Genomic DNA, 23289 nt, shown 5'->3' with positions numbered 1-23289 from the left:
TCATGAATATGAAAAAATGGAATATAACAGGGTCGATTTTCATGCTCTTTGCCGTACTCGGAATCACGGGATGTAACGACAAGGACGATCCCTTTAACGGAATGGATAATTACATCACCTCTTTTATTTTGACACAGGGCAGTACCTCTTTAAAGGCAGAATTGATCAACGACAGTATCATCATCACAGCCCCCGCGGCTCTTTCACTGGAAGGAGCCAAAGCAGAACTGACTTTGAGCGAACGGGCACGTATTACACCCTCCCCGGAAGAGATCGACAAATGGGACGAACAAATGCTTTTTAAAGTCAATGCTTCGAACGGAGAACAAAGAGTCTATTACTATCTGGTAAAAAAAGAACAATCCGTACTGGAAGGAAGCATACAACTCACGACACAAGAGGAGGTAAATGCATTCGAAACAAACGGAATCACGGCAATCAACGGAAATCTGATCATTGCATCGACTTCCGGCGAAGACTCGATCACCTCTTTAGTTCCGTTACATAACCTTCGGGAGATACGATACGATTTGATCGTCAATGACCGGTATACCGGAAAAGATCTGTTAGGATTAGAGAATTTGGAGAAAGTGGGAGGAGTCTCGATCCAGGCAGGCAAGAACCTCGAACTGATAGAGTTTCCGCACCTGATTTCCGTGGGAAAAGACTTTACGGTAAATCACGCGAAGGTAGAACAAATCGTGTGTCCCAAGTTAAACCGTATCGGACGTCATTTGAATGTTTCAGGAAATTTAGCTCAAACAGAGTTCCCCGCGTTGGAGGAAATAGAAGGAGGCCTGACCTATACCTCTTCAGGTTCTCTCTCTTTGATTCCGACTATCTATTTCCCTAATTTAGTCCGAATCGGAGACAACTTCTCCATCGAAAAACTGGAAAAGGTGGAGCGGATCGATCTACCCGCTTTAGAAAAGTGCGGAGGAATGTCTATTTTTGCCAATACTTCCAAGTCCATGCTTAAGATATTAAACACTCCCGCTTTAAAAGAGATTTCCGGGACACTGGATATCAGGTATTGTCAAATCCTCGAACTGGAGATGCCCGTACTGGAACAGGTTGCAGAGATCAAATTAAGAAATAACTCCATTCTTACATGCAAATTTCCTCTCCTCCGCGAAATAACCGGTAACCTAACCCTCGAAAGCTTGTCCCACCTGGAAAATTTAGACGGGTTCCCGGCTCTGGCATCGATCGGAGGCATATTCACGATTCAGTCCATAACCCATTTTGAAAAATTCGAAGCCCCGGCAACTTTAAAGAAAATCAACGAACTAAAGTTATCCAATCTGAATCATATAACCGAGATCCATATCAAAGGCTTGGACATCGCGACGCTCAACCTGTTGAACAAAACATTAGCCACCGCTAAAGTAATCGGAGACAAGGTATTCAACGGTATCCTTCGTCTGGAATGCACCTCCTCTATCTCCCAAACAGATAATCTCTTTCCCTTATTGGAAGGTATAGAAGAGATCGGAGGCTTGGATTTAAACGGATATGCCTTATACAACATCGACGCCCAAGGCATAACCAAAATCAACGGGGATCTTACTGCAAATACAAGTTCGCTTAAGACACTAAAATTCCCGCATCTGACAGAGGTATCCGGAAATTTTACCTTAAAGTCAAGCCTGAGTAGCTTAACCGAATTCGGAGTACCCTTGCTTACAAAGGTCGGAGCGAATTTGAAGATCAACAATTTCTCCAAAAACTTCGCCCTGAAAATACCGGCCTTAACAGCAGTAGGCGGAGACATGACCATCTCAACGGCCGACTATAGCAACTCTTTTGCCTCTATCGAAATGCCGGCTTTAATAAGCATTGGTAATAAACTGACACTGAACACGAGCAGCAGTTATTATACCAATAAGGCATTGACCCATCTGGACGGATTCTCTGCTCTTGCGAGCGTAAAAGAGGTCGAGATCACCAGTCAGGCAGCATTGGTATCATTTTTAGGCTTAAAACAGGCGATTCCGGGCATTTCCAGTTTAAAAACGGAGAAAAACAAGTACAATCCGACACTCGAAATGTTACAAAACGGCCAATGGACAGAACCCAACCAAAATTGAAGTTTAATTCGTAAATGAAAAAGAATATGCAACTGTTATCTATAAAAAGAGTTTTTTTCTTTTTGTTTATCCCGCTTCTCGTGACGAGTTGTAGCGACGACGAAAGTGATTTTACGGGAGGAGACAACTATATAACCTCCTTTCGTCTGAAACAAGGAGAAGCTTTACTGCACACGACAATTCACGGGGACAGCATCAAACTGGTCGTTCCCGAAAACTTTACTTTCGACGGCATTTCCGCCGCCATTACGACCAGTGAAAACGCTACCCTCTCTCCGTCCCTTTCGGAAGTACAGGCATGGAATATCAAACAGACGTTTACGGTTACTTCGTATAACGGGAGTAAACGTACCTATACTTATGTCGTAGAGAAGAGATCCGTCGCTCATGAAGGCAATGTCGTATTGGCAACCCAAGCCGACCTGGAAGCCTTCGCCGCACAGGACATAAATGAAGTAAACGGAAGTCTGACCATCGGAGAAGCAGAAGGCGAGGCAACCGTCACCTCTCTGGCTCCCTTGGCCAAACTTCGGAAAGTAAAATACGACCTCATCATCAACTCTACATACGGCGGGACGAATTTAGAAGGATTGGAAAATTTAGAATCGGTCGGGGCCATACGCATCAACAAAGGGACCGGACTGGAAGAGGTAAACCTCCCCCAATTAAAAGATATCGCCCAAACGTTATATGTAGAAAGCAGTCAGAGTAAGATCGCAACCATAAACTTTCCCAAGTTAACCAATATTGGGGGAAGTGTTACTTTGGGATCGCTCTCGACCTTGGAAACCCTTTCAGCACCTAAGGTGGAAAAGATTTGGGGTGCATTGAATCTATCTTCCGATCGTTCTTTGGTCGAATTGGATCTATCCTCGTTAAAAAGAGTCGACGGAGAGTTGAATCTTTCCGACATCAGTAAGATCACAAACGTGGACGGACTGAAAGCGCTGGAATTCATCGGTGGAAAATTCACTCTGGATAACCTATCGGCAGTGGAAAATTTAGACGGATTGAAAGCGCTCTCTTACGTGGGAGGAGATTTTTGGATGTACAGACTCCCGTTGATTACCCGCTTAAACGGGTTCTCCTCTCTTAAAGAGGTAAGAGGTACCTTAACTATTTACTCCGTGCCTTTTGAGTCATTCTCCGATTTCTCCTCATTAAAAAGAGTTCCCAGATTGGCTATCAAAAATAATGATGCCCTGAAAGATGTAAATATTTCGAATTTGGAAAATCTTACTTCAATGGAATTCGAAGGGATAAAAAATGAAGCGACCTTAACCGGTAAAGAAATTTTCCCGGGCTATATCAATGTCACCACATCCAATATCCTTATAAAAGGGATTAAAGAGGTCGACCGATTGAGGTATTACATCAATATACCGGATCAGGACAGGACATTGGATATTGAAAAAGTAAACGGCGATTTCACGTTATTGGTCTACGGCCTTACAGGAAGCTTTAATTTACCCCGGTTAACGGAAATCGGCGGAAAGCTGGATATCCAAATTCAGAATAAGATCACGCTCGATTTATCCGCTTTGAAAAAATTAGGAAGTTTAAAAGCAGAAGGAGTCAACGTCGACATCTTAGCACTCCCGGTATTGGAAACGGTAAAAGGTGATTTCAATATAACCACGGCAAACTATCAAAGCAATATGTCAGATGTTCAGGCTCCCAAACTGCAAAGCGTGGGCGGCATGTTTGCCTTATGCGGTTTCAGCTCTTATTACAGCAACAAATACATAACCGACCTAAACGGTTTCAGTTCCTTGAAGAGTGTAGGCAGTATTAAAATTCAACACAACATGATGTTGACCTCATTTAAAGGAATAGAAGGCGTCATCTCCTCTTTGGAAGCAGCCCAATGGAAGGTTTCCGGCAACGGATACGATCCGACTTACCAAGATATGGAAAATGGCTTATGGGATAAACCCTGATAGAAAAGTCCTGCCTGAAAAAACGGGCAGGACAATCACATTATATTTATCTATTTTTATATCTATGAAAATTCATACCCTATTCGTCGGTCTTATTCTTCTTTGTTTTTCCTGCAAAAACCAACCATCCGGTTCAAACGCAGCCGGGGCTCCGATCCCCCTGAAACACGCCGAGAATCTCGTGCTGTTCCCGATTGAAGACTACACGATAGCCCAACTGCGTAATCCCTGGGATACTACTAAAATATTACATACTTACATTTTGGTTCCGAAAGAGAAAAAAGTTCCGACTCATCTCCCGGAAGGAACCGTAGTGAAAATCCCGTTGTCTAAGGCGATCGTCTACTCTTCCGTCCATTGCAGCCTGCTTCGGCAATTGGGTTCAATAACAAGTATCGTCGGCGTTTGCGATCTCCAGTATATCAAAATACCGGAAATACAAGAAGGATGTTCCTCAGGGAAAATCGCCGATTTGGGAAGCAGCATGAATCCCGATATCGAAAAAATCATCGATATTCACCCGGATGCCATTTTACTCTCTCCTTTCGAAAATAGCGGCGGCTACGGACGAATTGAAAAATTGGACGTACCGGTCATCGAATGTGCCGATTACATGGAAACCTCTCCCTTGGGACGGGCGGAATGGATGCGCTTTTACGGATTACTATTCGGACAGGCAGCAACAGCAGACTCTCTCTTTTCAGCGGTAACAAAAGAGTATAAGCGATTATGTCAATTGGCCTTGACGGCACCGTCAAAACCCTCCGTTATCAGCGAACTAAGAAGCGGATCGGCCTGGTACGTGCCGGGTGGAAAAAGCACGATGGGACAACTGTATTCGGATGCCGGCGCCCGCTATCTATGGAGCGACGACCCCCGGAGCGGATCTGTTCCCCTGGCCTTCGAAGTTGTTTTCGACCAGGGACACGAGGCCGATTTTTGGCTGATAAAATACAATCAGCAAACAGACAAGACTCTTCGCGAATTAAAATCGGACTACGCTCCCTACGCCAAATTCAAAGCCTTCAAAGAGAAGAACGTGTACGGATGCAACACGGGTAAGGTCGCTTTTTACGAGGAGTCCCCCTTCCACCCCGAATTATTATTAAAAGACCTGATAAGTATTTTTCATCCTGAATTAGTGAAAGATTATCAAGCATATTATTTCCAAAAACTGACGGAATGAATACCTCACACATGACATCTCCCGGCCGAAAATTCGGAATATTACTAACAGGCACCATCCTGGTGTTGTTGTATGGTAATTTGATCATAGGTTCCGTCCATATACCCGTTGATGCCGTTTGGGACATCTTGTGCGGACAGGAAGTCGAAAAAGCGAGTTGGAGATTTATTATTTGGGAATCACGCGTTCCCCAATGTATTACGGCCCTATTATGCGGAGCGGCATTAGCGGCTTCCGGTTTGATGTTACAAACAGCCTTCAACAATCCTTTAGCCGGCCCTTCCATCTTAGGAATTACGACCGGATCCAGCTTGGGAGTCGCCCTTGTCATGTTATTGGGAGGAGGCATTATTTCAGCGGGCGCATTCAACTTATCCGGTTTTTTTTCCGTCATTCTGGGAGCTTTTATCGGTTCCATGGTAGTTATGGGAATGATTCTGTTTTTCTCTACACTGACGAAAAGCAATATCATGTTGTTAATTATCGGTATTATGATCGGCTATATAGCTTCTTCCGTCATTGCTCTGTTGAACTTTTTTGCCACGGCGGAAGGGGTACACTCTTATATTATATGGGGGATGGGAAATTTCGGCGGAGTATCTATGGAACAATTGCCCTTTTTCTCCGCTACCTGTCTCATCGGATTGCTCCTCTCCTTATCATTGACAAAACCCCTGAATGCCCTTCTGTTAGGCACTCGATATGCCGAGAACTTAGGTATAAACATCCGCCGTATCCGTCATATGCTACTGATCGCTACCGGGCTATTAACAGCAGTCACAACGGCCTTTTGCGGTCCTATCGCTTTTATCGGCTTAGCTGTTCCTCATGTCGCACGACTCCTGTTGGGCACCTCGAACCATAATTCTCTCCTTCCGAACACCATGCTGCTGGGAGGGGCCATTGCCCTATTATGTAATCTGATATGCGTATTACCGGGGGAATCGGGCATCATCCCGTTAAATGCCGTAACGCCGGTATTGGGAGCCCCCGTGATCATTTACGTCATCATTAAACAACGCAAGATCCAATACTTCAACTAATATGCAAAATAATCCCATCGTACGGTCGCGGGACCTGACCATCGGATACAGGAAAGGCCGGAAAGAGACGAATCCAATCCAGCAACACCTCTCTTTCGAACTCCATAGAGGAGAATTAGTTTGTCTGTTGGGACCCAACGGGGCCGGTAAATCCACGCTTTTACGTACACTCGCATCATTCCAACCCCCATTAACGGGAGAAGTGCAACTCGAAGGGAAACCTTTATCCGACTATTCGGAAAAAGAGCGTTCCCGAAAAATAGGGGTAGTACTCACGGACCGGACACAGGCCGGAGGATTGACCGTCTATGAATTAATCTCTTTAGGACGTCAACCGCATACCGGATTTTTCGGACGACTCCATGCACGTGACCACAAAATCATCGAAGAGGCTATGAGTTCCGTGGGGATAGAAAACAAATTCAATAATTACGTTGCCGAACTATCCGACGGAGAACGACAAAAAACGATGATAGCCAAAGCATTGGTCCAGGAATGTCCGGTAATTCTTTTAGATGAACCCACCGCTTTTTTAGACGTAACGAGCCGAATAGAGATCATGCAACTCCTGCATACCCTTGCTTACCGACAACAAAAAACGATTCTGTTATCCACCCATGATATAGAACAAGCCCTTATTCTGGCGGATCGGCTATGGTTGCTATCGAAAACGGAAGGATTACGTTGCGGGGTAACGGAAGACCTGATTTTCGATAACAGCATGGATACGCTATTCGACCGGGAAAAAATAAAATTCGACCTTACCCAGGGAAACTATTATCCGCCCATACGGGGAGATCGCCATATCATCGTCGAGGCGGAAGACGAAACCTTAAAACATTGGGCGATCAACGTTTTAAACAGAAACCATTACATATGCCTTTTCTATCCCTACCCTTCCACTCTTTACCCGATATTAAAACTAAAAACGGCCCGGGAGATGAGTTTTCTTCCCTCCGGGGGAGAAAAAATCCCCGTACACTCGTTCGAAGAATTGACCGATCTTTTAAAATCCCTACCCTAACTTAAACCTTCCCGAGAAACGATGGTCCTCTGCAGCACTCCGAAAACGTCCATCCCATGTCCCAAAAAATGAATTTTCATTTTCTTTACCGAGGCTTTTTCATACCCGTAAAAAATCTATCTTTGTAAAATAAACCAAACGAAATCTCCGGAAAACATCGGGTATAACCCGGATAATATCGAATTCATGAAAGAAAGTTTATTTATTCCGTTATTATTGACTTTACTTGCAGGATTGGCAACCGGTATCGGTAGCCTGATCGCTTTTTTCACCCATCACACGAACAAACGTTTTCTCTCCTTTTCGCTGGGACTCTCCGCGGGAGTAATGATATACGTCTCTTTCGTGGAAATCTTCCAACAGGCGGAAACTTCCCTTACGGCCGAGTTAGGTTCAAAATACGGTATGACCATGACGGTCCTCTGCTTCTTCGCGGGAATGTCATTGATCGGTATCATCGATCGTCTGGTACCTTCCTTTGAAAATCCTCACGAAGTTCGTTCCGTAGAAAGTATGGATACCCCTCCCCCCAAGGATACAAAATTGATGCGCATGGGACTGATGACGGCCCTGGCCATCGGCATCCATAACTTCCCGGAAGGTATCGCTACTTTCACGGCTGCAGTGGAAAGCCCGACTTTAGGAATTGCAATAGCCGTCGCTATCGCCATCCACAATATCCCGGAAGGTATTGCCGTTTCTGTTCCTATTTACCATGCAACCGGAGATCGTAAAAAGGCATTTCGTTATTCCCTTCTGTCCGGCCTGGCGGAACCGACCGGTGCTCTTCTGGCTTATTTAGTACTCATGCCCTTTATGTCGCCCGTCCTGATGGGATGTATCTTCGCAGCCGTCGCAGGTATCATGGTCTTTATTTCCATAGATGAATTACTTCCTGCCGCCCGGGAATACGGAGAACACCACATCTCCATCTACGGACTTATCTCCGGAATGGGAATCATGGCTTTAAGTTTAATTTTATTGGCATAACCAAAAAGATATGGAACATACGCACGAACATCACCACCATAGAATCACCAGTCTAAATAAAGCTTTTATCATAGGGATCACGTTAAACACGGCTTTCGTGGTCGTTGAATTCGTTGCGGGATTCTGGTTTAATTCTTTGGGATTACTCTCGGATGCGGGACACAACTTAAGCGATGTCTTCAGTCTTGTATTGGCCATGCTGGCTTTCCGGCTTTCCCGCGTACAAGCCAATACCAAATACACGTACGGCTACAAAAAAAGCACGGTCTTAGCCTCCCTTTTAAATGCCGTCATCCTGTTGATTGCCGTAGGCTTCATCTTGGGAGAAAGCATCAACAAACTATTCCATCCTCAGCCGGTCGACGGAGACGCCGTCGCCTGGGTTGCCGGAGTCGGAGTAGTCATCAACGGGATCACGGCCTGGCTGTTTATGAAAGATAAAGAAAAGGACCTGAACGTAAAAGGAGCTTATCTACATATGGCAGCAGATGCCTTGGTCTCCATCGGTGTTTTGGTCTCCGGATTGATTATCGCCAACACGGGATGGAATATCATCGATCCGCTTATCGGGATCGGAATTGCCGTCATCATCGTTTATTCCACTTGGGGATTGCTGCGAGACAGTATTCGCTTGTCCTTAGACGGGGTTCCCGCCGGAACCGATTACAGACAGGTCGAAAAAACCATTGCCTCTGCCCGCGGGGTAAAAGGATTTCATCATTTGCATATCTGGGCTTTAAGCACGACCGAAACCGCTCTTACCGTACACGTCGTCATCGATGACATGTCCCAAATGGAAACCGTAAAATGCGATTTGAAACATGAATTGGAGCATATCGGCATTATTCATGCCACGTTGGAATTTGAAGCACCGGGATCTCATTGCAAGGATTGCCAAAAAGAATATTCAGACTAAAATGTTTCCCAAAAATGAAAACTTTATTAAATAAATATCATACAAAATTTTCCTATTCATACACACAAACAACTTAATATAAGTTTATTAACAATATATCTCACTTAGAATTATTGTTAAAAACAAAAATTACGATATATCCTATCTTATTTTTATTTACTTTCGTCATGCATTCGGTTCACGTTTGTGATTAATAGGGAATCCGGTGAAAATCCGGGACTATACCCGTAGCTGTAAGCTTTTTTTGTTTTTCGATCAAAAGATCCACTGTCGGGTAACCGATGGGAAGGAGGTCGAAAATAGCGAGTCAGAAGACCTGCCGATTGCGATATATCCGTAACTTTCGGGTGAAAAGCGAGGAGAAGGCTTGCCTATCGGACTATTCTCATTTTACCCAAGGTTATAGTAAATTTATTTATTCATTACTAAAACCTTTAAGAATGAACGAAAACAGCTCTTTTTCAAAAATTGTAAAACGCAACGGGGAGATTTGCGATTTTAAAGCGGAAAAAATCGAACAAGCGATTTTTAAAGCTACGCGAGCAACGGGAAACCCTCATCGTAAAACAGCACGCGAACTCTGCAACAAGGTGATTGAAATTCTAAAAACCGACACCCCGGAAGGAGTCATTCCCCACGTGGAGATCGTACAGGACACGGTTGAACAGGTACTCTTGCAACACGGAGATTTCAATTTATTGAAAATTTATCTGCTTTACCGGAAACAACATGAACAGATCCGGAATTCCAAGGTATTGCTTACCAATATCGAAGTGATGGACGATTACCTGACTTTAAGCGACTGGAAAGTAAAAGAGAGTGCCAATTCGTCCTATTCTCTACAAGGGTTAAACCAACATATCTCCACCCAGATCACGTCCAATTACTGGTTAAACAATCTCTATCCGGAGAGAATATCCGAAGCTCACAAAAGCGGGGCCCTTCATATTCACGATCTCGGATTTTTAAGCGTGTATTGTGTCGGATGGGATCTGAAAGACTTACTAACAGTCGGTTTCAGGGGAGTTGAGGGAAAAGCCCAAAGTAAACCGGCCAAACATTTCCGGACAGCTTTAGGACAAATTGTCAACTTTTTCTATACCATGCAGGGAGAAGCCGCCGGGGCTCAGGCCTTCTCCAATTTCGATACCTTCCTGGCCCCTTATATCCGCTACGATCAATTGGATTACAAACAGATAAAACAATGCTTACAGGAGTTTCTGTTTAACTTAAACGTACCGACACGAGTCGGCTTCCAAACCCCTTTTACCAACATTACCATGGACCTAACTGTTCCGGATTTCTTAAAAAACGAACCGATTGTTCACGGCGGAGAAATCAAGGAAGAAGTATACGGCGACTTCCAAGCGGAGGTCACTTTACTGAATAAAGCATTTGCCGAAGTAATGTACGAAGGTGATGCTTCCGGCAGTCTCTTCTCCTTCCCTATCCCGACCTACAATATCACTCCGGATTTTGATTGGAACAATCCCGAATACGAAGGGATATGGGAGATGACGGCCAAATACGGGATTCCCTATTTTTCCAATTTCGTGAATTCCGATATGAAACCGGACGATGTCCGCAGCATGTGCTGCCGTTTACGCTTGGATAAACGGGAATTGATGAAACGGGGAGGAGGACTGTTTGCTGCCAACCCGCTTACCGGGTCCGTGGGTGTCGTTACTATCAATCTGCCCCGTTTAGGTTATGAATCCGTATCGGAAGAAAACTTTTATCAACGTCTACGTTATTTGATGGAAATCGCTAAAGATAGCCTGGAGATCAAACGAAAAGTCATTGAACGTTATACCGAAAAAGGACTTTATCCCTACTCCAAATACTACCTCAGACACGTACACGAACGTTACGACTGTTTCTGGAAAAACCATTTCTCTACCATCGGGATAAACGGAATGAACGAATGCTGCCTCAACTTCTTAGGAGTACCTATCACCCATTCGGACGGAATAGAATTCGCTCAAAAAACAATGCTTTTCATGCGGGACATTTTAACCGAATTTCAGGAGGAGACCGGCAACATCTATAATTTGGAAGCCACTCCGGCAGAAAGTACCTCCTATCGTTTTGCTTTACTGGACACGGCCGCATATCCGGACATTATCGTGGCCAACCGGAAAGAATTCGAAAAAGGAGCACAACCTTATTACACGAATTCCACCCATTTACCGGTACATTTTACGGAAGACCTGTACGAAGCACTCGAACAACAGGATCAGCTTCAAACCCTTTATACCGGAGGAACCGTCTTCCACGTTTTTACCGGGGAACACCGGACTTCCGCCCAAGCCGCTAAAAACATGATACGGAAAGTAACTTCCGCATTCCGGTTACCCTATATCACGCTCTCGCCTTCCTTCAGCATATGTCCCTCCCACGGTTACATAGCCGGAGAACATTTTACCTGCCCCCAATGCGGAGCGAAGTCGGAAGTATACAGCAGGATCGTCGGCTACATGCGTCCAGTGAGTCAATGGAACAACGGAAAACGGGCCGAGTTTGACGACCGGAAACATTTTGACAACAGTATCACGGAAGAAATTGCGATATGCGAATCGGAGGATTGATTAAACAGAGCCTGATCGATTGGGAAGGGAGAGTGACCGCCGTTATATTTACCCAGGGATGCAATTTCCGGTGCGGTTATTGTCACAATCCCTCCCTTGTCCTACCGGAACTTTTTACGAATAATCAAAAATGGACGGAAGCGGAACTATTTTCGTTTCTGTCCAAACGCCGACAATGGTTGGACGGAGTTGTTATCTCCGGAGGCGAACCAACCCTTCAACCTGACCTTATTCTTTTTGTCCAAAAAATAAAAAAGTTAGGGTTCGACATAAAATTGGACACGAACGGGAGCAATCCCGACCTTCTCCGAGAACTTATTGCCGGGAAACGGATCGACGCAATTGCCATGGACATAAAATCCGCGTTAAACCTAACTGCCTACCGGAAAATAAGCCCCAATATAAGTTCCGAATTGCTGGACAAAATAAAAGAGTCTATTCGTATCATTCGGGCTTCAGGTATAGAGTATCTTTTTCGGACAACCGTTATTCCGGGTTTACAAACGGAAAAGGAACTGGAAAATGTAAAAAAGGAGTTCGAAAAAGATCCTTTTCTTTTACAGGAGTTCCGGAATGGGGATATCTTAAAAAATTACTTATTGCAATTGAATTCCTAACTTCCGGAAGTTCTTGTGCAATCCAAAAAGCACCAGAATATCTCTTCTTTCAAGTATCAGATCACTTGGCAGCTCGGGAAGAACCGTAGGCTTATCCTCTTTTTCCTGCAAACGTTTCAGGGTTATCAATTTCAAACCGAACTCCCGCTCGAAATCCACATCGCCTAATTTACGACCGACGAATCCGGCAGGAACTTCCCATTCGATAATCACGTGATCGGTATCGACCACGTAAGAATCGATGGTCGTTGCCAACTCTACCTTCAGGGCAAAAAAATCGGCATATTCCCACTCCGGATTGATAATCTCCGTAATACCCATCGTCTCCATAATCGTTTTGTGAACCTCCGACATGGCTCTGGCAACGATACGCTTGACTGCAAATTGTTTCAACAGGGCAAGTACGTACAAAGAGGTACCGAAATCCTTACCGATGACCACAAACACGATATCCACATCTTTCAAAGGTAGAGATCCCAAAGCCTGTTCGCTCCGGACGTCCAAGGCAATGGTCGTCGTAATGCTGTCCTTGTACTGATTGATTTTATTCAAATCGTTGTCAACTCCGATCACCTCATGTCCCAAAGCCGTCAAACGCTGTGACAAAGCCAGTCCAAAATGTCCTAAACCGATAACAATGCACTTCATATCATTCAAACATTAACTTCATTCATACTTATAATATCACCGTATCGTCCGCATACCTGTACAACTTCTCCTGCCGCTGCTTGACAACACCCGATAACAACGTGATCAATCCTACCCGCCCCACGAACATCGTGAGACTAATGATTATTTTTCCCGCATCACTCATAGCCGGGGTAAAATTCAACGAAAGCCCTACCGTTCCCAAAGCAGAAAAAACTTCAAATACGATTTGAACGAACCTCCCCTGAGGTTCCAGTATCGAAAGCAGCATAACGGCCAAAGCCGTCCACGCCAAAGACAAAAAGATAATCGCCTGAGCCCGATTCACATTTAAACGGGTTAATTGTCTCTTACCGATCTCCACCCTATCTTCTCCCCGGAGAATAGCGATAACATTCTTTAAAGCGATAACGAAGGTAGTCGTTTTTATTCCCCCGCCCGTAGACATCGGAGAGGCTCCGATCCACATCAATAAGATAAATAGAAAAATCGTAGCCTGATGTAACGCAGCCATATCCACATTATTAAATCCTGCCGTTCGAGTCGTCACGGAAGCCATAAACGAGGTAGCCAACTTTCCTTGCCAGGATAGACCTTCCAGGGTATTACCATCTTCAAAAAACAAAAAGAACACCATTCCCAACACCAATAAGACCAAGGTTGTCGGCAACACGATCCGAGTAGTGGTGCTCACGATATGAGCCCTATACTCAACTTTTCGTTTTCCATGAAACAAATACACTAAAAAACACCGTATCTTATATTTAAAATAACTTCCGTAATTAAACAATATAGGAAATCCCAGGCCGCCGAAAACGATCAGAAGACCTAACCAAACTTGTAATCCATAAACATTTCGAACCAAAGGATCATACAAATTTCCGGGCAAAGTAGAAAAACCAGCGTTACAAAATGCCGAAACGGCATGGAAAAGGGAAAAGAAAAACTTATCCTGAATTCCTTCCACATCCTGAATTTGCAGATAGACTATATACACCCCGACAGCCTCTATCAGTAAGGTTGTCGTTACCGTGTAAAACAAGGTTCTGAAAATATTATTCAGGGAAGATTCGTTCAACAAGTTTTTAAGAGCTAACTGATCCCGGAACGTCGTTTTCCCCAAAAAGGACATGGCGAAGAAACTGGTAAACGTCATCACCCCGATCCCGCCTAACTGAATCAACAATAAAAGGATCACATCCCCTGTCGGGGTAAAAACTTTTGCCGTATCAAGTACCGTCAATCCCGTTACGCACACCGCACTTGTCGCCGTAAAAAGGGCATCGATAAAACTGATTTTCTCGTAAGTAGCCGTGGGTAGTTTCAACAAGAAGGTCCCGATCAAAATCAACATCAGAAAACTGATAACGAACATCATTTCGGGACGGACATTACTTTTGAGCACGACAAAGAACTCTTTTGAAAGATAGATCGTGCTCAGAATCAAAACGACCGTATAGGTTACGATTCGATTCAACCGATACAGTACCGGATTCCGCGTTATCACCTCAGGGATCGAAAACCGGTATTCGGCAATAATCAAACCAAGTAAAACAATCAAAAAAAAGACCTCTAACCAGAAGCCTTTTTCTTCCCGCAACAATTTAAAATTAAGGAGGAACCGGATGGTAAGAAAAATAAAAAAGAGATTGGTTATCCCCTTATACATGCTATAAATCTCCTCCTGATACGCCGAAGCTCCCTTAAAACCGAATTTATAAACGACTAAAAAGATAGCCACAAATGAAGCCATAAACAACACGACACGCCCCGCTCCCTCCAAAATCGTTTTTGTTATCCGGTAAAATTTTCTAAATTGATATTGTATTTCCGTTGAAAACATAACTCCTATTTTCAGCAAGAATAAACGTTATTAAAATCTCTTTAGTTTCATTCTTTTCTGCGAAATTCGATCCCTGCTTCCAAATGTAACCATTTGTTTCGATTTGACCAAGTAGTTTTTCATGTTTGAACAGGCAAGGCCGAAAACCCGATAGATAGAACGGCGCCCGGCCCCTTAGACCCTTCCCGTATACCGTGATTTATTTCATAAACACGAAATAGACGGCCAAAACGAGACAGATACAGGCCGCCAAATGATTCCATTGAAAGGTAACACCTTTGAAGAATAGCATAGAAAAAAGGATAAATATCGCCAATGTGATTACCTCTTGAATAACCTTTAACTGCATCAACGAAAAAGGACCGCCATTCCCTTCAAAACCGATCCGGTTGGCTGGAACCTGAGCACAATACTCGAAAAAAGCAATCGCCCATGAAAAGAGGATTACGCCGATAAGCGGCCAATGACTAATTATTTTTGTCTCTTGCAATTTCAAGTGTCCGTACCAGGCAAAAGTCATAAACATATTAGACACCAAAAGTAATCCGATCGTATAAACCCCTTTCATTTTCTTCTTGTTAACACATTTATATTCTCGACATATAGACGATAATCTCCCTCAAAGCAGCACAAAAATATAAATTTTATTACCTTTGTTGATAATGATTGGGAGCAAAGTTCATTTTTAATCGCCATTTGTCATGAAAGCCAATAAAATTCAAAAAATCGAGATACGGAATGTCTGGGGGAAATACAATTTCCGATGGGAAAACCTCAATCCGGATGTTAACATTCTGACCGGAATCAACGGTAGCGGGAAAACTACCTTTTTCAACGTAATGGACGCATTACTATCCGCAGACGTGAAGAGGCTGAGAAATTACAATATCGAGGCGGAAATCATCATCGACGACATTGCCATTCTCTACAATCGCCAAACGACGCCAAACGAGATCAAACAAAAATTATCCGGATTCAACTACATGAAAATAAGCACCTTCGATGTTCCATTGAAGGACCGCCGAAAAATGGGAAAAGAAGATAGCCCGTTATTAAGCGAATTGAAAGAGATTGTTTACAGCGTAGGAGAGAATAATGCTTCTTTTTCGGATTACCGGCTAAAAGCGACCAATTTCCCCGAACAAGCGGAAGAGATAAATACCCGGATCCGGCATTTTTATGACACGGTCAACCACCTTTTTGCAGGAACGGGGAAGACCATAGAGATCGATCCCATGACCAATCAGCTGATCTTCAAAGACGGCAAAGAGACCATCCACCTTCATAAACTCTCTTCCGGAGAAAAGCAACTATTGATTATTCTATTGCGTGTTTTCCTGATGGACGGACAACCTTACGTGCTATTGATGGACGAGCCGGAAATCTCCCTTCATATCGAATGGCAATACCGGCTGTTCGAAGAGATACAAAAATTAAATCCCTGTTGTCAAATCATTACGTCTACCCATTCGCCCAGCTTGTTCGGCGACGGATGGGGAGATAAACTGGTATTTATTGAGGACCTGATCGCTCAATAAAAATCATGGAAAACCACCTAAAGCATTAATTTACATGTTCCCTACTGTCGATATTAATAAAGAGAAATATTATTATCATGCGGCCAAACGTTTTATGATGGATGCACAAATGTTACGCTGTCGAGCCGCCATACATGTTGAAGATAAAGATGATATCCTGTTTTGGAGTAAAATATTCAATCATTTTCGTCCCCGGGACCGTTTTCACTTCATCGCAGGCTCCCGAAACGAAAGGGGAAACGAAACGAAAGGAGTAACTCAATGCTTGAAATACCTGAAATTTTTAGGACCCAAATTTTTTATCTGCATCGATAGTGACTACCGCTACTTACTGCAAGAACGGGAAATGAGCATAAAGCATTTTGTCTTTCAAACCTATACTTATTCTTTCGAAAACCACCATTGTTACGGAAAGGGATTAAATGAAATTTGCCAACGCATCACCACATTACCCAATACGATTTTTGATTTCGACCGATTCATAAAGGCATTTTCCCGTATTATTTACGAACTTTTCTTATGGCATCTCTATTTTCTCGTTGCAGATCCCAAACGTTTTCCAATTTCCGAATTCAACGAATTGATCACTCCCCGGTGGAGAGGTCCCCATCCGGACATCCGGCATAACGCCCAACGACTGCTTCAAGAACTACAACAACGTATCAGACAGAAAACAAATTATTTACACCGTAAATATCCCAAAGCCGATCTCGATATGCTAAAGGAAAAATACGAAAACTTAGGCTTAGTCCCGGAGAATACCTATTTTTTCGTCAGGGGACATAATGTTTACGATCTGATCTACTCTTTGCACAAAGAGGTCTGCAAAAAGATTTTACGATCAGCCCGGGAATCATCCGGCAAAGAGATTTCAAAAATCAATCTTTTCGGTTATAGAAACAGTATCGACGAACAATTGAAAAAAAATTTACATTTTGGGGCTTACCCGGCCATCCTGAAAATAGAAGAAGACATCCGCTCATTTTTCAACGAAGTCTACCAAACGTAAAACAGCACGATCATCCTTTCGTTCTTTTCCTAATTCGAAACGGACAATCACTTCCACCCTTCCTATCCCATCGACCTTTTTCCACCGGGGACCGTCGACGAGCAAACGGATGATTTCATCATTCACGGGATAAGAAAAACCATCAGCTATCCGTATACGGGAAGGTACGCCTTTTTGATTAATCTCGAAAGAGAGTCGGACCTCTCCGGTTTTATTTTCCTCTACCTCTTCCTTCGGGTATTTCAAATTCTTTTCCGCGTAGCGATTAAAACGGATGACATTTTCTGCCATAAGAGAGTCTCCTTTCGTTTTCTGCATTCCGGAATCAACTTTTACCGAACTCCCCATTACAGTCCTTTTCATTTTACTTTCTTTTGCCCTGATATTCTCAACGGCACGATCCATCTTCTCATCTTCTTTCTCCGTATTGACCGTATCTGCTCTTTCCGCATCGGCCATTATGACCGGCTTTACATTTTCTACCAAAGAATCCGGCTTCCTACTTCTCGACAACGCGACAGGATTCTCTATTTTTCCCCCCGGGACATCAGCCTTTTCGCCACCCTTGCTCAACATCACATTCTGTTCCGTCTCGTCGACCGGCCATAAAAAACACAATGCAATACCCGTAACGACAATGACTCCGGCAACGATTCCCCATACCCGTTGCCTAAAGTGATTCCCCACCGAAGCCCGGTCATCGAGTTGCCGTTCCAAACGTATCAAACCATCCATAGGATCGGAAATCTGCGACAATCCTTCCATCGCCTCATACAAAAAAGGATCGGACAAAGCATCTTTTTCCAGGCGATTAGCCGCCTGACCTTTCCGATTACTTCGAAGATACTCTTTTATGTCATTGCTCCCTGTCATAGAAACCCAAGCCTTTCCGATTTATACAAAGCTTCAAATTCCGTTTTCCGTTCTGAATAAAACTCTTCACGTTCTTAGAAGAGAATCCTGTTCGCATCTCCACTTCCTTATAGGAAAGTTCATCAAAAAAGAAGTGATTAATACAAATTCTCTGTTTTTCGGGTAACTCCTCCATACACTCCCGCACCGCTTTTTCCCGCTCTTCATTCTCTCCATCGAATTCAAGATGCAAATCTTCACAGAAATCCATAAACGAATGATCTAAATTTAAAGAAACATTCCATGTTTTTTTTCGCAACTCCATCAGACAATAATTCCTCGTACAGGTATAAAGCCAAGATTTAAAGACTTCTATTTTCGTACTTTTAGCTTTTTCCACCGTATTTTCGAACAACTGCATGACAGCATCTTGAGCATCCTCCGGCTTTTTGAGGTACTTTAACGCGACACCGTACACCAAAGGCATGTACCTCTTGTACAGATCGGTTAGATAAATAAGTTTCCCGCTCTTACAATACAGCTGTAAAAGTTCTTCATCACTTCTATATTTATCTACAGGAATCACGCTTACACACTCTTTTCCACAAATATATGAATAAAGTCGGAGTAATTCAACCCATCAGAATAAAATTGTCTCTTTTTACCCGATCTCGGTTCTTACGGGAGATTGAAGGTAAAAAGAGACAATTACAATATGCTAATGAATGAATAAATCTCCTTTCAACTCCGTCCGGGGAACATTTATTTGCGCCACACCGCAAGCATAAGCTCCTAATACATATTGCGCATAAGTAAAACACAACTCCTTCCGATTAAAATTAATCACCGTTACGGCATCCAATGTCGGGTCCGTAGTAAAACAATCATCCGGATTTTTAAAATGTGCTTTTAACAGGGTATTGATTGCTTTCTCCTTGGAATAATTTACAATGTCCTTCGGAGACAGCAGTTTTTGATTTTTCACATCATAATTAAAGGCATAAAAGTTAGTCATTCCGTGCGCTCCCCCCGTAAAAGTATAGACCGTTAAAAGAACGCTCACGTATTCGTCTGTCGCCATGAATACGCTATCGCCCGCAACCAACTCGTAACTCCATACCGGACGATTTGTCGTATCCGTTACAAAGGTATTAAAAAAATCGGTCGCATCTGCTTTCAAACTATCGATCAAACCGTTTAAACATTTCTGGATTTCTCCGTTCAAAACCTCACAACTCTTGTTTACGGCCGGAGTCGAAGAGGAGAAAACCGAATGCTTTACTTCGATACTCCAATCACCTGTCGTATGAGACAGATGATCCTGCTTAACGTTCAGATTTTGAACCTTGGGTTGGCATCCGGCCAAAACAAAGGCCAAGAGTGCCGCAATCATTAATGTGTTTCTCATTGTTTCTGTGCTTTTAATTTGTCACGAATATATAAATTTAACTCCAAAAAAAAATCAGATTAATAAAATATTCTATCCACGTCACCGAGTTCAAACTTTTACTTTTACGTAAGTCATTTTCCAAAGTTATCCGTTAAACGGAAAAGATGATAAAAACTATTTTTGACAATGTAATTATGTCAGTAAAAACTGCTAATTTTGCAGATAGGCATAATTCTAAAACAGAAATTGGAAAATGGAAGATATAAGAGCCATTAAGCAACGATTCGAAATTATCGGTAACGATTTAAAATTAAACAGGGCAATAGAAAAAGCTATACAAGTCGCCCCCACGGACTTCACCGTCATGATAACGGGAGAAAGCGGAGTGGGGAAAGAGATCTTCCCGCGTATTATTCATAGTTACAGTAGCCGTAAACACGCTCAATACATTGCAGTAAACTGCGGAGCTATCCCCGAAGGGACTATCGATTCCGAACTGTTCGGACACGAAAAGGGCTCGTTCACGGGAGCGTTGGCAGACCGGAAGGGATATTTCGAAGTAAGCAACGGGGGAACGATTTTTCTGGATGAAGTAGGGGAATTGCCTCTATCCACTCAAGCTAAATTGTTACGCGTACTCGAAGCCGGAGAGTTCATTCGCGTCGGTTCTTCGAAAGTGCAAAAAACCGACGTGAGAGTTATCGCGGCAACCAACGTGGATCTCCCCTCGGCAGTAAAAAACGGTAAATTCAGAGAAGACCTCTATTATCGGATCAGCACCATCCCTATTCAAATTCCCCCGCTTCGGGAACGTAAAGAAGATATTGTCCTACTTTTCCGCAAATTTGCGGCAGATTTTGCCGAGAAATACCGCATGCCGGCGATTAAACTTTCAGAGGAAGCCGCTTTCGTATTGGAAAATTACTCCTGGCCGGGTAATGTCAGGCAATTGAAAAACATTACCGAACAGATCTCTATCCTGGAACGGGAAAGAATCGTGGATGCCCAAACATTAAAAGAGTATCTTCCCCAACAGGGTAACAACCTTCCGACTCTTACCAACCTCCCGGAGAACGATCAGAGTTTTGCCAATGAAAGAGAGATTCTTTATAAAATTCTTTTCGACATGAAAAAAGACATGAATGATTTAAAGCAACTCGTGTATGACATCATGCAAAAAGAGCAGATAGAAAAAACAGATATCAAACCTTCGACCTCTATTGTTCTTCGGAATTTATACGATACGGCCCCGGCAGAACTCGGGAAACCGTCCGTTACAAAAATTTTCCCTAAAGAGGAAGAACACATCGAAGACACCGAAGCTGTTATTGAAGAATCTCTTTCCTTAGAAGAAAAAGAGAAAGAGATGATTATAAAGGCTCTGGAAAAGAACCACGGGAAACGAAAATTAGCGGCACAAGATCTCGGTATCTCGGAAAGGACCTTATATCGAAAATTGAAAGAATACAATATCGAAAATTGATTCTTGGAAAAGTTTATTACTTTTGTTCACTAAGTTTTATAAACTGCTTATGATTAAAAAAATTATACCTGTATTATTATTGGCTATTGGTTTTAGCGGTTGCAAGTTAGCGAGCGTAAGCTATTCATTTACCGGAGCCCAGATATCTCCCGACGTGAAAACATTTTCCGTCGATTATTTTTCGAACAAAACCGCGTTCGCTCCGGATTTGGGATCAAATTTTACAGAAGCATTGAAAAGTTACCTCCGTTCCAGAACCAACCTGACAGAAGTAACCAACAATGACGGAGACGTACGTTTCGAAGGGCAGATTGTCGGGTTCTCCCAACGTCCGATGGAGATACAGAACAACGAAGTGGCAGCCTCCAACCGATTAACCATTGAGATACGGGTAAAATATACCAACACGAAGGACGAAACAGGCAAATCAAATTTCGATTCCCGGTTTTCCCATTATCAAAACTACGGTATCGATGAAGATTATGATGCTATCGAGGCCGATTTAATCAAAAAAATCGTTGATGAAATTATCGAAGACGTATACAATAAAGCATTTGTCAACTGGTAACATTTAACAGATCGGTGAATTTGAACGAACTAATCGGATTCATTCATTCGCAGGAGGCAGAAGACGAAAAACTAAAAGCATTGGAGAGCTTAATAGAAAAATTTCCTTACTTCGCCCTTCCCCGGATGATATACCTGAAACTATTGCATGTTTCAGGACAAATCGCTTACACTGAAAAATTGAAGCAAAACACCATCTATATCCCTGATCACAAACAATTTTACCGGTTTCTGCATGATATGATCCCCTTAGAGGAAAAAATGGCATTTACCTTTTTTGAGTCTGACGCAAAAAACCACATGGCCATTGAATTCATCAAAGACACGGAGGAGATCAACCTGAAAAAAGATCCCTCGTCGTCCGCGACACCGTTACTGATACCTTATCGAATCGAAAACGAATTTCCCGATGAAGAAATCTTGCCGATAAGCGAGATTGCACATGTATTAAGAAAGCCCTCAAAAAACAAAAACACAAACCGGGATCTTCCCACTGAAGGGTCCGAGCAAAAGAACAGGCCCATCCTGAAAGACCCGGAAGACACGAGTAAAAACTCCGGGATTGCCATAGAAGAAAACGAAAGTTTCTTTTCAGAAACGTTAGCTAAAATATACGTGAAACAAAAACTATATGACAAGGCTGTCGCAACTTATCTAAAATTAAGTTTGAAATATCCGGAAAAAAGTATTTACTTTGCAAACCAAATCGAAAAAATTAAAGAGATAATAAATAATAATACGAATTCATCATGTACATAGCTATTTCTGTTTTGATCTTTATTGTTTGCGCTTTACTTATACTGATTGTTTTGGTGCAAAATTCAAAAGGAGGCGGGTTATCTTCCACTTTTGCTTCCTCAAACCAAATTATGGGCGTAAGAAAAACAACGGATTTTTTGGAGAAAGCGACTTGGACATTAGCAGGAGCCATGTTGGTTCTATGTGTTGCAGCCTCAATGCTTATCCCCAGAGAAGAACAGGGAGGTAAATCTGCCATTCAGGAAAAAATCGGTAATATGGCCGTTCCAATACAACAGTCCATGCCCGACTTTTCAACGGGAAGTACAGACAATAATACGTCAAATCCGTCTGAAGAAAATAAAACTACCACTCCGGAAGAAAAATAGGAAACATTATAACGACAAAACTCGTAAAGTAAAAATGTCAGTATGTCAGTCATGCTGACATTTTTTTGTTTGGCACGGAAAATGCAAGTTTCCTGTCGTAATTAAAAACGAATCGAAATAATTAATATAAACTTTTAAACGATAAGAATTATGGCACTAAAGACTGTTCTTAGCAAAATCATCGTAGAGCCGGTAGAGGCAGAAACAAAGACAGCATCTGGAATTATCATTCCGGATTCAGCACAAGAGAAACCACAAAAAGGAGTTGTCATCGCAACAGGTAATGGAAAACATGATGAACCAATGGAAATTAAAGTTGGCGATACCGTTTTATTCGGAAAATACGCCGGAACAGAACTTCACATCGATGATAAGAAATATTTAGTAATGAATCAAACGGACGTTTTGGTTGTCCTCTAATCTCAAATCGTAAATCAA

At 42.8% G+C, this 23289-nt stretch carries 22 protein-coding genes and 1 riboswitch; of the genes, 16 read left to right on the top strand and 6 right to left on the bottom strand.

The window, feature by feature from the left end; genetic code table 11:
- Positions 1 to 8 precede the first annotated feature (8 nt).
- From DMB45_RS04530 to DMB45_RS04490, 9 genes are all read left to right on the top strand, one after another.
- Positions 9 to 2090 carry a hypothetical protein gene (locus DMB45_RS04530; protein WP_146216417.1) on the top strand — a complete coding sequence of 694 codons (2082 nt, stop codon included), beginning with the start codon at positions 9 to 11 and terminating at the stop codon, positions 2088 to 2090.
- 14 nt (positions 2091 to 2104) lie between these two features.
- Positions 2105 to 4030 (top strand): hypothetical protein, encoded by a 1926-nt coding sequence (locus DMB45_RS04525; RefSeq protein ID WP_041505205.1) that lies wholly within the window; start codon positions 2105 to 2107, stop codon positions 4028 to 4030.
- A gap of 64 nt (positions 4031 to 4094) precedes the next feature.
- A complete protein-coding gene (locus DMB45_RS04520) occupies positions 4095 to 5216 on the top strand; it encodes an ABC transporter substrate-binding protein (RefSeq protein WP_041505320.1) in 1122 nt (373 codons plus the stop codon).
- Positions 5213 to 6259, top strand: a complete 1047-nt coding sequence (locus DMB45_RS04515; protein WP_394341851.1) for an iron chelate uptake ABC transporter family permease subunit — start codon at positions 5213 to 5215, stop codon at positions 6257 to 6259. The genes DMB45_RS04520 and DMB45_RS04515 overlap by 4 nt, the downstream gene beginning before the upstream one ends.
- Before the next feature lies 1 nt (position 6260).
- Positions 6261 to 7283, top strand: a complete 1023-nt coding sequence (locus tag DMB45_RS04510) for an ABC transporter ATP-binding protein (RefSeq protein WP_110688491.1) — start codon at positions 6261 to 6263, stop codon at positions 7281 to 7283.
- Positions 7284 to 7469: 186 nt separating this feature from the next.
- The gene (gene zupT, locus DMB45_RS04505; protein WP_059027020.1) at positions 7470 to 8273 is read left to right on the top strand and encodes a zinc transporter ZupT; all 804 of its coding nucleotides are present in this window, start codon (positions 7470 to 7472) and stop codon (positions 8271 to 8273) included.
- A 10-nt stretch (positions 8274 to 8283) separates the two neighbouring features.
- Positions 8284 to 9189, top strand: coding sequence for a cation diffusion facilitator family transporter (locus DMB45_RS04500; RefSeq protein WP_041505206.1), 906 nt, complete (start codon positions 8284 to 8286; stop codon positions 9187 to 9189).
- A gap of 157 nt (positions 9190 to 9346) precedes the next feature.
- Positions 9347 to 9527: riboswitch (cobalamin riboswitch) on the top strand.
- Between the two features lie 102 nt (positions 9528 to 9629).
- Positions 9630 to 11777, top strand: a complete 2148-nt coding sequence (locus DMB45_RS04495) for a ribonucleoside triphosphate reductase (protein ID WP_110688490.1) — start codon at positions 9630 to 9632, stop codon at positions 11775 to 11777.
- A complete protein-coding gene (locus DMB45_RS04490; protein ID WP_041503354.1) occupies positions 11759 to 12394 on the top strand; it encodes an anaerobic ribonucleoside-triphosphate reductase activating protein in 636 nt (211 codons plus the stop codon). The genes DMB45_RS04495 and DMB45_RS04490 overlap by 19 nt, the downstream gene beginning before the upstream one ends.
- On the opposite strand, the gene DMB45_RS04485 is transcribed toward DMB45_RS04490, so the two are convergent.
- From DMB45_RS04485 to DMB45_RS04475, 3 genes are all read right to left on the bottom strand, one after another.
- Positions 12374 to 13042, bottom strand: coding sequence for a potassium channel family protein (locus tag DMB45_RS04485; protein WP_041503353.1), 669 nt, complete (start codon positions 13040 to 13042; stop codon positions 12374 to 12376). The genes DMB45_RS04490 and DMB45_RS04485 overlap by 21 nt on opposite strands.
- Before the next feature lie 28 nt (positions 13043 to 13070).
- Positions 13071 to 14885 (bottom strand): TrkH family potassium uptake protein, encoded by a 1815-nt coding sequence (locus tag DMB45_RS04480; RefSeq protein ID WP_041505207.1) that lies wholly within the window; start codon positions 14883 to 14885, stop codon positions 13071 to 13073.
- 199 nt (positions 14886 to 15084) lie between these two features.
- Complete coding sequence (locus tag DMB45_RS04475; RefSeq protein ID WP_041503351.1) at positions 15085 to 15453, bottom strand: DMT family protein; 369 nt, start codon at positions 15451 to 15453, stop codon at positions 15085 to 15087.
- A gap of 133 nt (positions 15454 to 15586) precedes the next feature.
- Between DMB45_RS04475 and DMB45_RS04470 the strand changes: the two genes are divergently transcribed.
- Both DMB45_RS04470 and DMB45_RS04465 read left to right on the top strand, forming a co-directional pair.
- Positions 15587 to 16423: an AAA family ATPase gene (locus DMB45_RS04470; RefSeq protein ID WP_110688489.1), complete on the top strand. Its 837-nt coding sequence runs from the start codon at positions 15587 to 15589 to the stop codon at positions 16421 to 16423.
- A gap of 34 nt (positions 16424 to 16457) precedes the next feature.
- Positions 16458 to 17432 carry a DUF4435 domain-containing protein gene (locus DMB45_RS04465; protein WP_041503349.1) on the top strand — a complete coding sequence of 325 codons (975 nt, stop codon included), beginning with the start codon at positions 16458 to 16460 and terminating at the stop codon, positions 17430 to 17432.
- Here DMB45_RS04465 and DMB45_RS04460 read toward each other — a convergent pair.
- From DMB45_RS04460 to DMB45_RS04450, 3 genes are all read right to left on the bottom strand, one after another.
- Positions 17403 to 18305, bottom strand: a complete 903-nt coding sequence (locus DMB45_RS04460; RefSeq protein WP_110688488.1) for an energy transducer TonB — start codon at positions 18303 to 18305, stop codon at positions 17403 to 17405. The genes DMB45_RS04465 and DMB45_RS04460 overlap by 30 nt on opposite strands.
- On the bottom strand, positions 18289 to 18870 hold the full coding sequence (locus DMB45_RS04455; protein ID WP_235375062.1) for an RNA polymerase sigma factor: 582 nt from the start codon (positions 18868 to 18870) through the stop codon (positions 18289 to 18291). Before DMB45_RS04455 ends, DMB45_RS04460 begins: the two co-directional genes overlap by 17 nt.
- A 132-nt stretch (positions 18871 to 19002) precedes the next feature.
- Positions 19003 to 19692 carry a DUF4163 domain-containing protein gene (locus tag DMB45_RS04450; protein WP_082032901.1) on the bottom strand — a complete coding sequence of 230 codons (690 nt, stop codon included), beginning with the start codon at positions 19690 to 19692 and terminating at the stop codon, positions 19003 to 19005.
- A 235-nt stretch (positions 19693 to 19927) separates the two neighbouring features.
- Here DMB45_RS04450 and DMB45_RS04445 point away from each other — a divergent pair, with 235 nt between their 5' ends.
- From DMB45_RS04445 to DMB45_RS04425, 5 genes are all read left to right on the top strand, one after another.
- A complete protein-coding gene (locus tag DMB45_RS04445; protein WP_041503346.1) occupies positions 19928 to 21157 on the top strand; it encodes a sigma-54 interaction domain-containing protein in 1230 nt (409 codons plus the stop codon).
- A 49-nt stretch (positions 21158 to 21206) separates the two neighbouring features.
- The gene (locus DMB45_RS04440) at positions 21207 to 21725 is read left to right on the top strand and encodes an LptE family protein (RefSeq protein ID WP_041503502.1); all 519 of its coding nucleotides are present in this window, start codon (positions 21207 to 21209) and stop codon (positions 21723 to 21725) included.
- Positions 21726 to 21745: 20 nt separating this feature from the next.
- Positions 21746 to 22483, top strand: a complete 738-nt coding sequence (locus DMB45_RS04435) for a hypothetical protein (protein ID WP_146216416.1) — start codon at positions 21746 to 21748, stop codon at positions 22481 to 22483.
- On the top strand, positions 22474 to 22851 hold the full coding sequence (gene secG, locus DMB45_RS04430) for a preprotein translocase subunit SecG (RefSeq protein WP_041503345.1): 378 nt from the start codon (positions 22474 to 22476) through the stop codon (positions 22849 to 22851). The genes DMB45_RS04435 and secG overlap by 10 nt, the downstream gene beginning before the upstream one ends.
- Before the next feature lie 150 nt (positions 22852 to 23001).
- On the top strand, positions 23002 to 23271 hold the full coding sequence (locus DMB45_RS04425) for a co-chaperone GroES (RefSeq protein WP_041503344.1): 270 nt from the start codon (positions 23002 to 23004) through the stop codon (positions 23269 to 23271).
- Positions 23272 to 23289: the final 18 nt, after the last annotated feature.

Origin of the sequence: Sanguibacteroides justesenii (assembly GCF_003204205.1) — a bacterium.
GTDB lineage: Bacteria > Bacteroidota > Bacteroidia > Bacteroidales > Marinifilaceae > Gabonibacter > Gabonibacter massiliensis.
Note: the sequence above shows the minus strand (reverse complement) of the source record. Positions and strands in the feature narration are given on the sequence as shown.

What these genes read in the sequence shown, in the direction of transcription:
- DMB45_RS04530 (WP_146216417.1), top strand. Translation starts at nt 9, where the DNA reads ATGAAAAAATGGAATATAACAGGGTCGATTTTCATGCTCTTTGCCGTA.
- DMB45_RS04525 (WP_041505205.1), top strand. Translation starts at nt 2,105, where the DNA reads ATGAAAAAGAATATGCAACTGTTATCTATAAAAAGAGTTTTTTTCTTT.
- DMB45_RS04520 (WP_041505320.1), top strand. Translation starts at nt 4,095, where the DNA reads ATGAAAATTCATACCCTATTCGTCGGTCTTATTCTTCTTTGTTTTTCC.
- DMB45_RS04515 (WP_394341851.1), top strand. Translation starts at nt 5,213, where the DNA reads ATGAATACCTCACACATGACATCTCCCGGCCGAAAATTCGGAATATTA.
- DMB45_RS04510 (WP_110688491.1), top strand. Translation starts at nt 6,261, where the DNA reads ATGCAAAATAATCCCATCGTACGGTCGCGGGACCTGACCATCGGATAC.
- zupT (WP_059027020.1), top strand. Translation starts at nt 7,470, where the DNA reads ATGAAAGAAAGTTTATTTATTCCGTTATTATTGACTTTACTTGCAGGA.
- DMB45_RS04500 (WP_041505206.1), top strand. Translation starts at nt 8,284, where the DNA reads ATGGAACATACGCACGAACATCACCACCATAGAATCACCAGTCTAAAT.
- DMB45_RS04495 (WP_110688490.1), top strand. Translation starts at nt 9,630, where the DNA reads ATGAACGAAAACAGCTCTTTTTCAAAAATTGTAAAACGCAACGGGGAG.
- DMB45_RS04490 (WP_041503354.1), top strand. Translation starts at nt 11,759, where the DNA reads ATGCGAATCGGAGGATTGATTAAACAGAGCCTGATCGATTGGGAAGGG.
- DMB45_RS04485 (WP_041503353.1), bottom strand. Translation starts at nt 13,042, where the DNA reads ATGAAGTGCATTGTTATCGGTTTAGGACATTTTGGACTGGCTTTGTCA.
- DMB45_RS04480 (WP_041505207.1), bottom strand. Translation starts at nt 14,885, where the DNA reads ATGTTTTCAACGGAAATACAATATCAATTTAGAAAATTTTACCGGATA.
- DMB45_RS04475 (WP_041503351.1), bottom strand. Translation starts at nt 15,453, where the DNA reads ATGAAAGGGGTTTATACGATCGGATTACTTTTGGTGTCTAATATGTTT.
- DMB45_RS04470 (WP_110688489.1), top strand. Translation starts at nt 15,587, where the DNA reads ATGAAAGCCAATAAAATTCAAAAAATCGAGATACGGAATGTCTGGGGG.
- DMB45_RS04465 (WP_041503349.1), top strand. Translation starts at nt 16,458, where the DNA reads ATGTTCCCTACTGTCGATATTAATAAAGAGAAATATTATTATCATGCG.
- DMB45_RS04460 (WP_110688488.1), bottom strand. Translation starts at nt 18,305, where the DNA reads ATGACAGGGAGCAATGACATAAAAGAGTATCTTCGAAGTAATCGGAAA.
- DMB45_RS04450 (WP_082032901.1), bottom strand. Translation starts at nt 19,692, where the DNA reads ATGAGAAACACATTAATGATTGCGGCACTCTTGGCCTTTGTTTTGGCC.
- DMB45_RS04445 (WP_041503346.1), top strand. Translation starts at nt 19,928, where the DNA reads ATGGAAGATATAAGAGCCATTAAGCAACGATTCGAAATTATCGGTAAC.
- DMB45_RS04440 (WP_041503502.1), top strand. Translation starts at nt 21,207, where the DNA reads ATGATTAAAAAAATTATACCTGTATTATTATTGGCTATTGGTTTTAGC.
- secG (WP_041503345.1), top strand. Translation starts at nt 22,474, where the DNA reads ATGTACATAGCTATTTCTGTTTTGATCTTTATTGTTTGCGCTTTACTT.
- DMB45_RS04425 (WP_041503344.1), top strand. Translation starts at nt 23,002, where the DNA reads ATGGCACTAAAGACTGTTCTTAGCAAAATCATCGTAGAGCCGGTAGAG.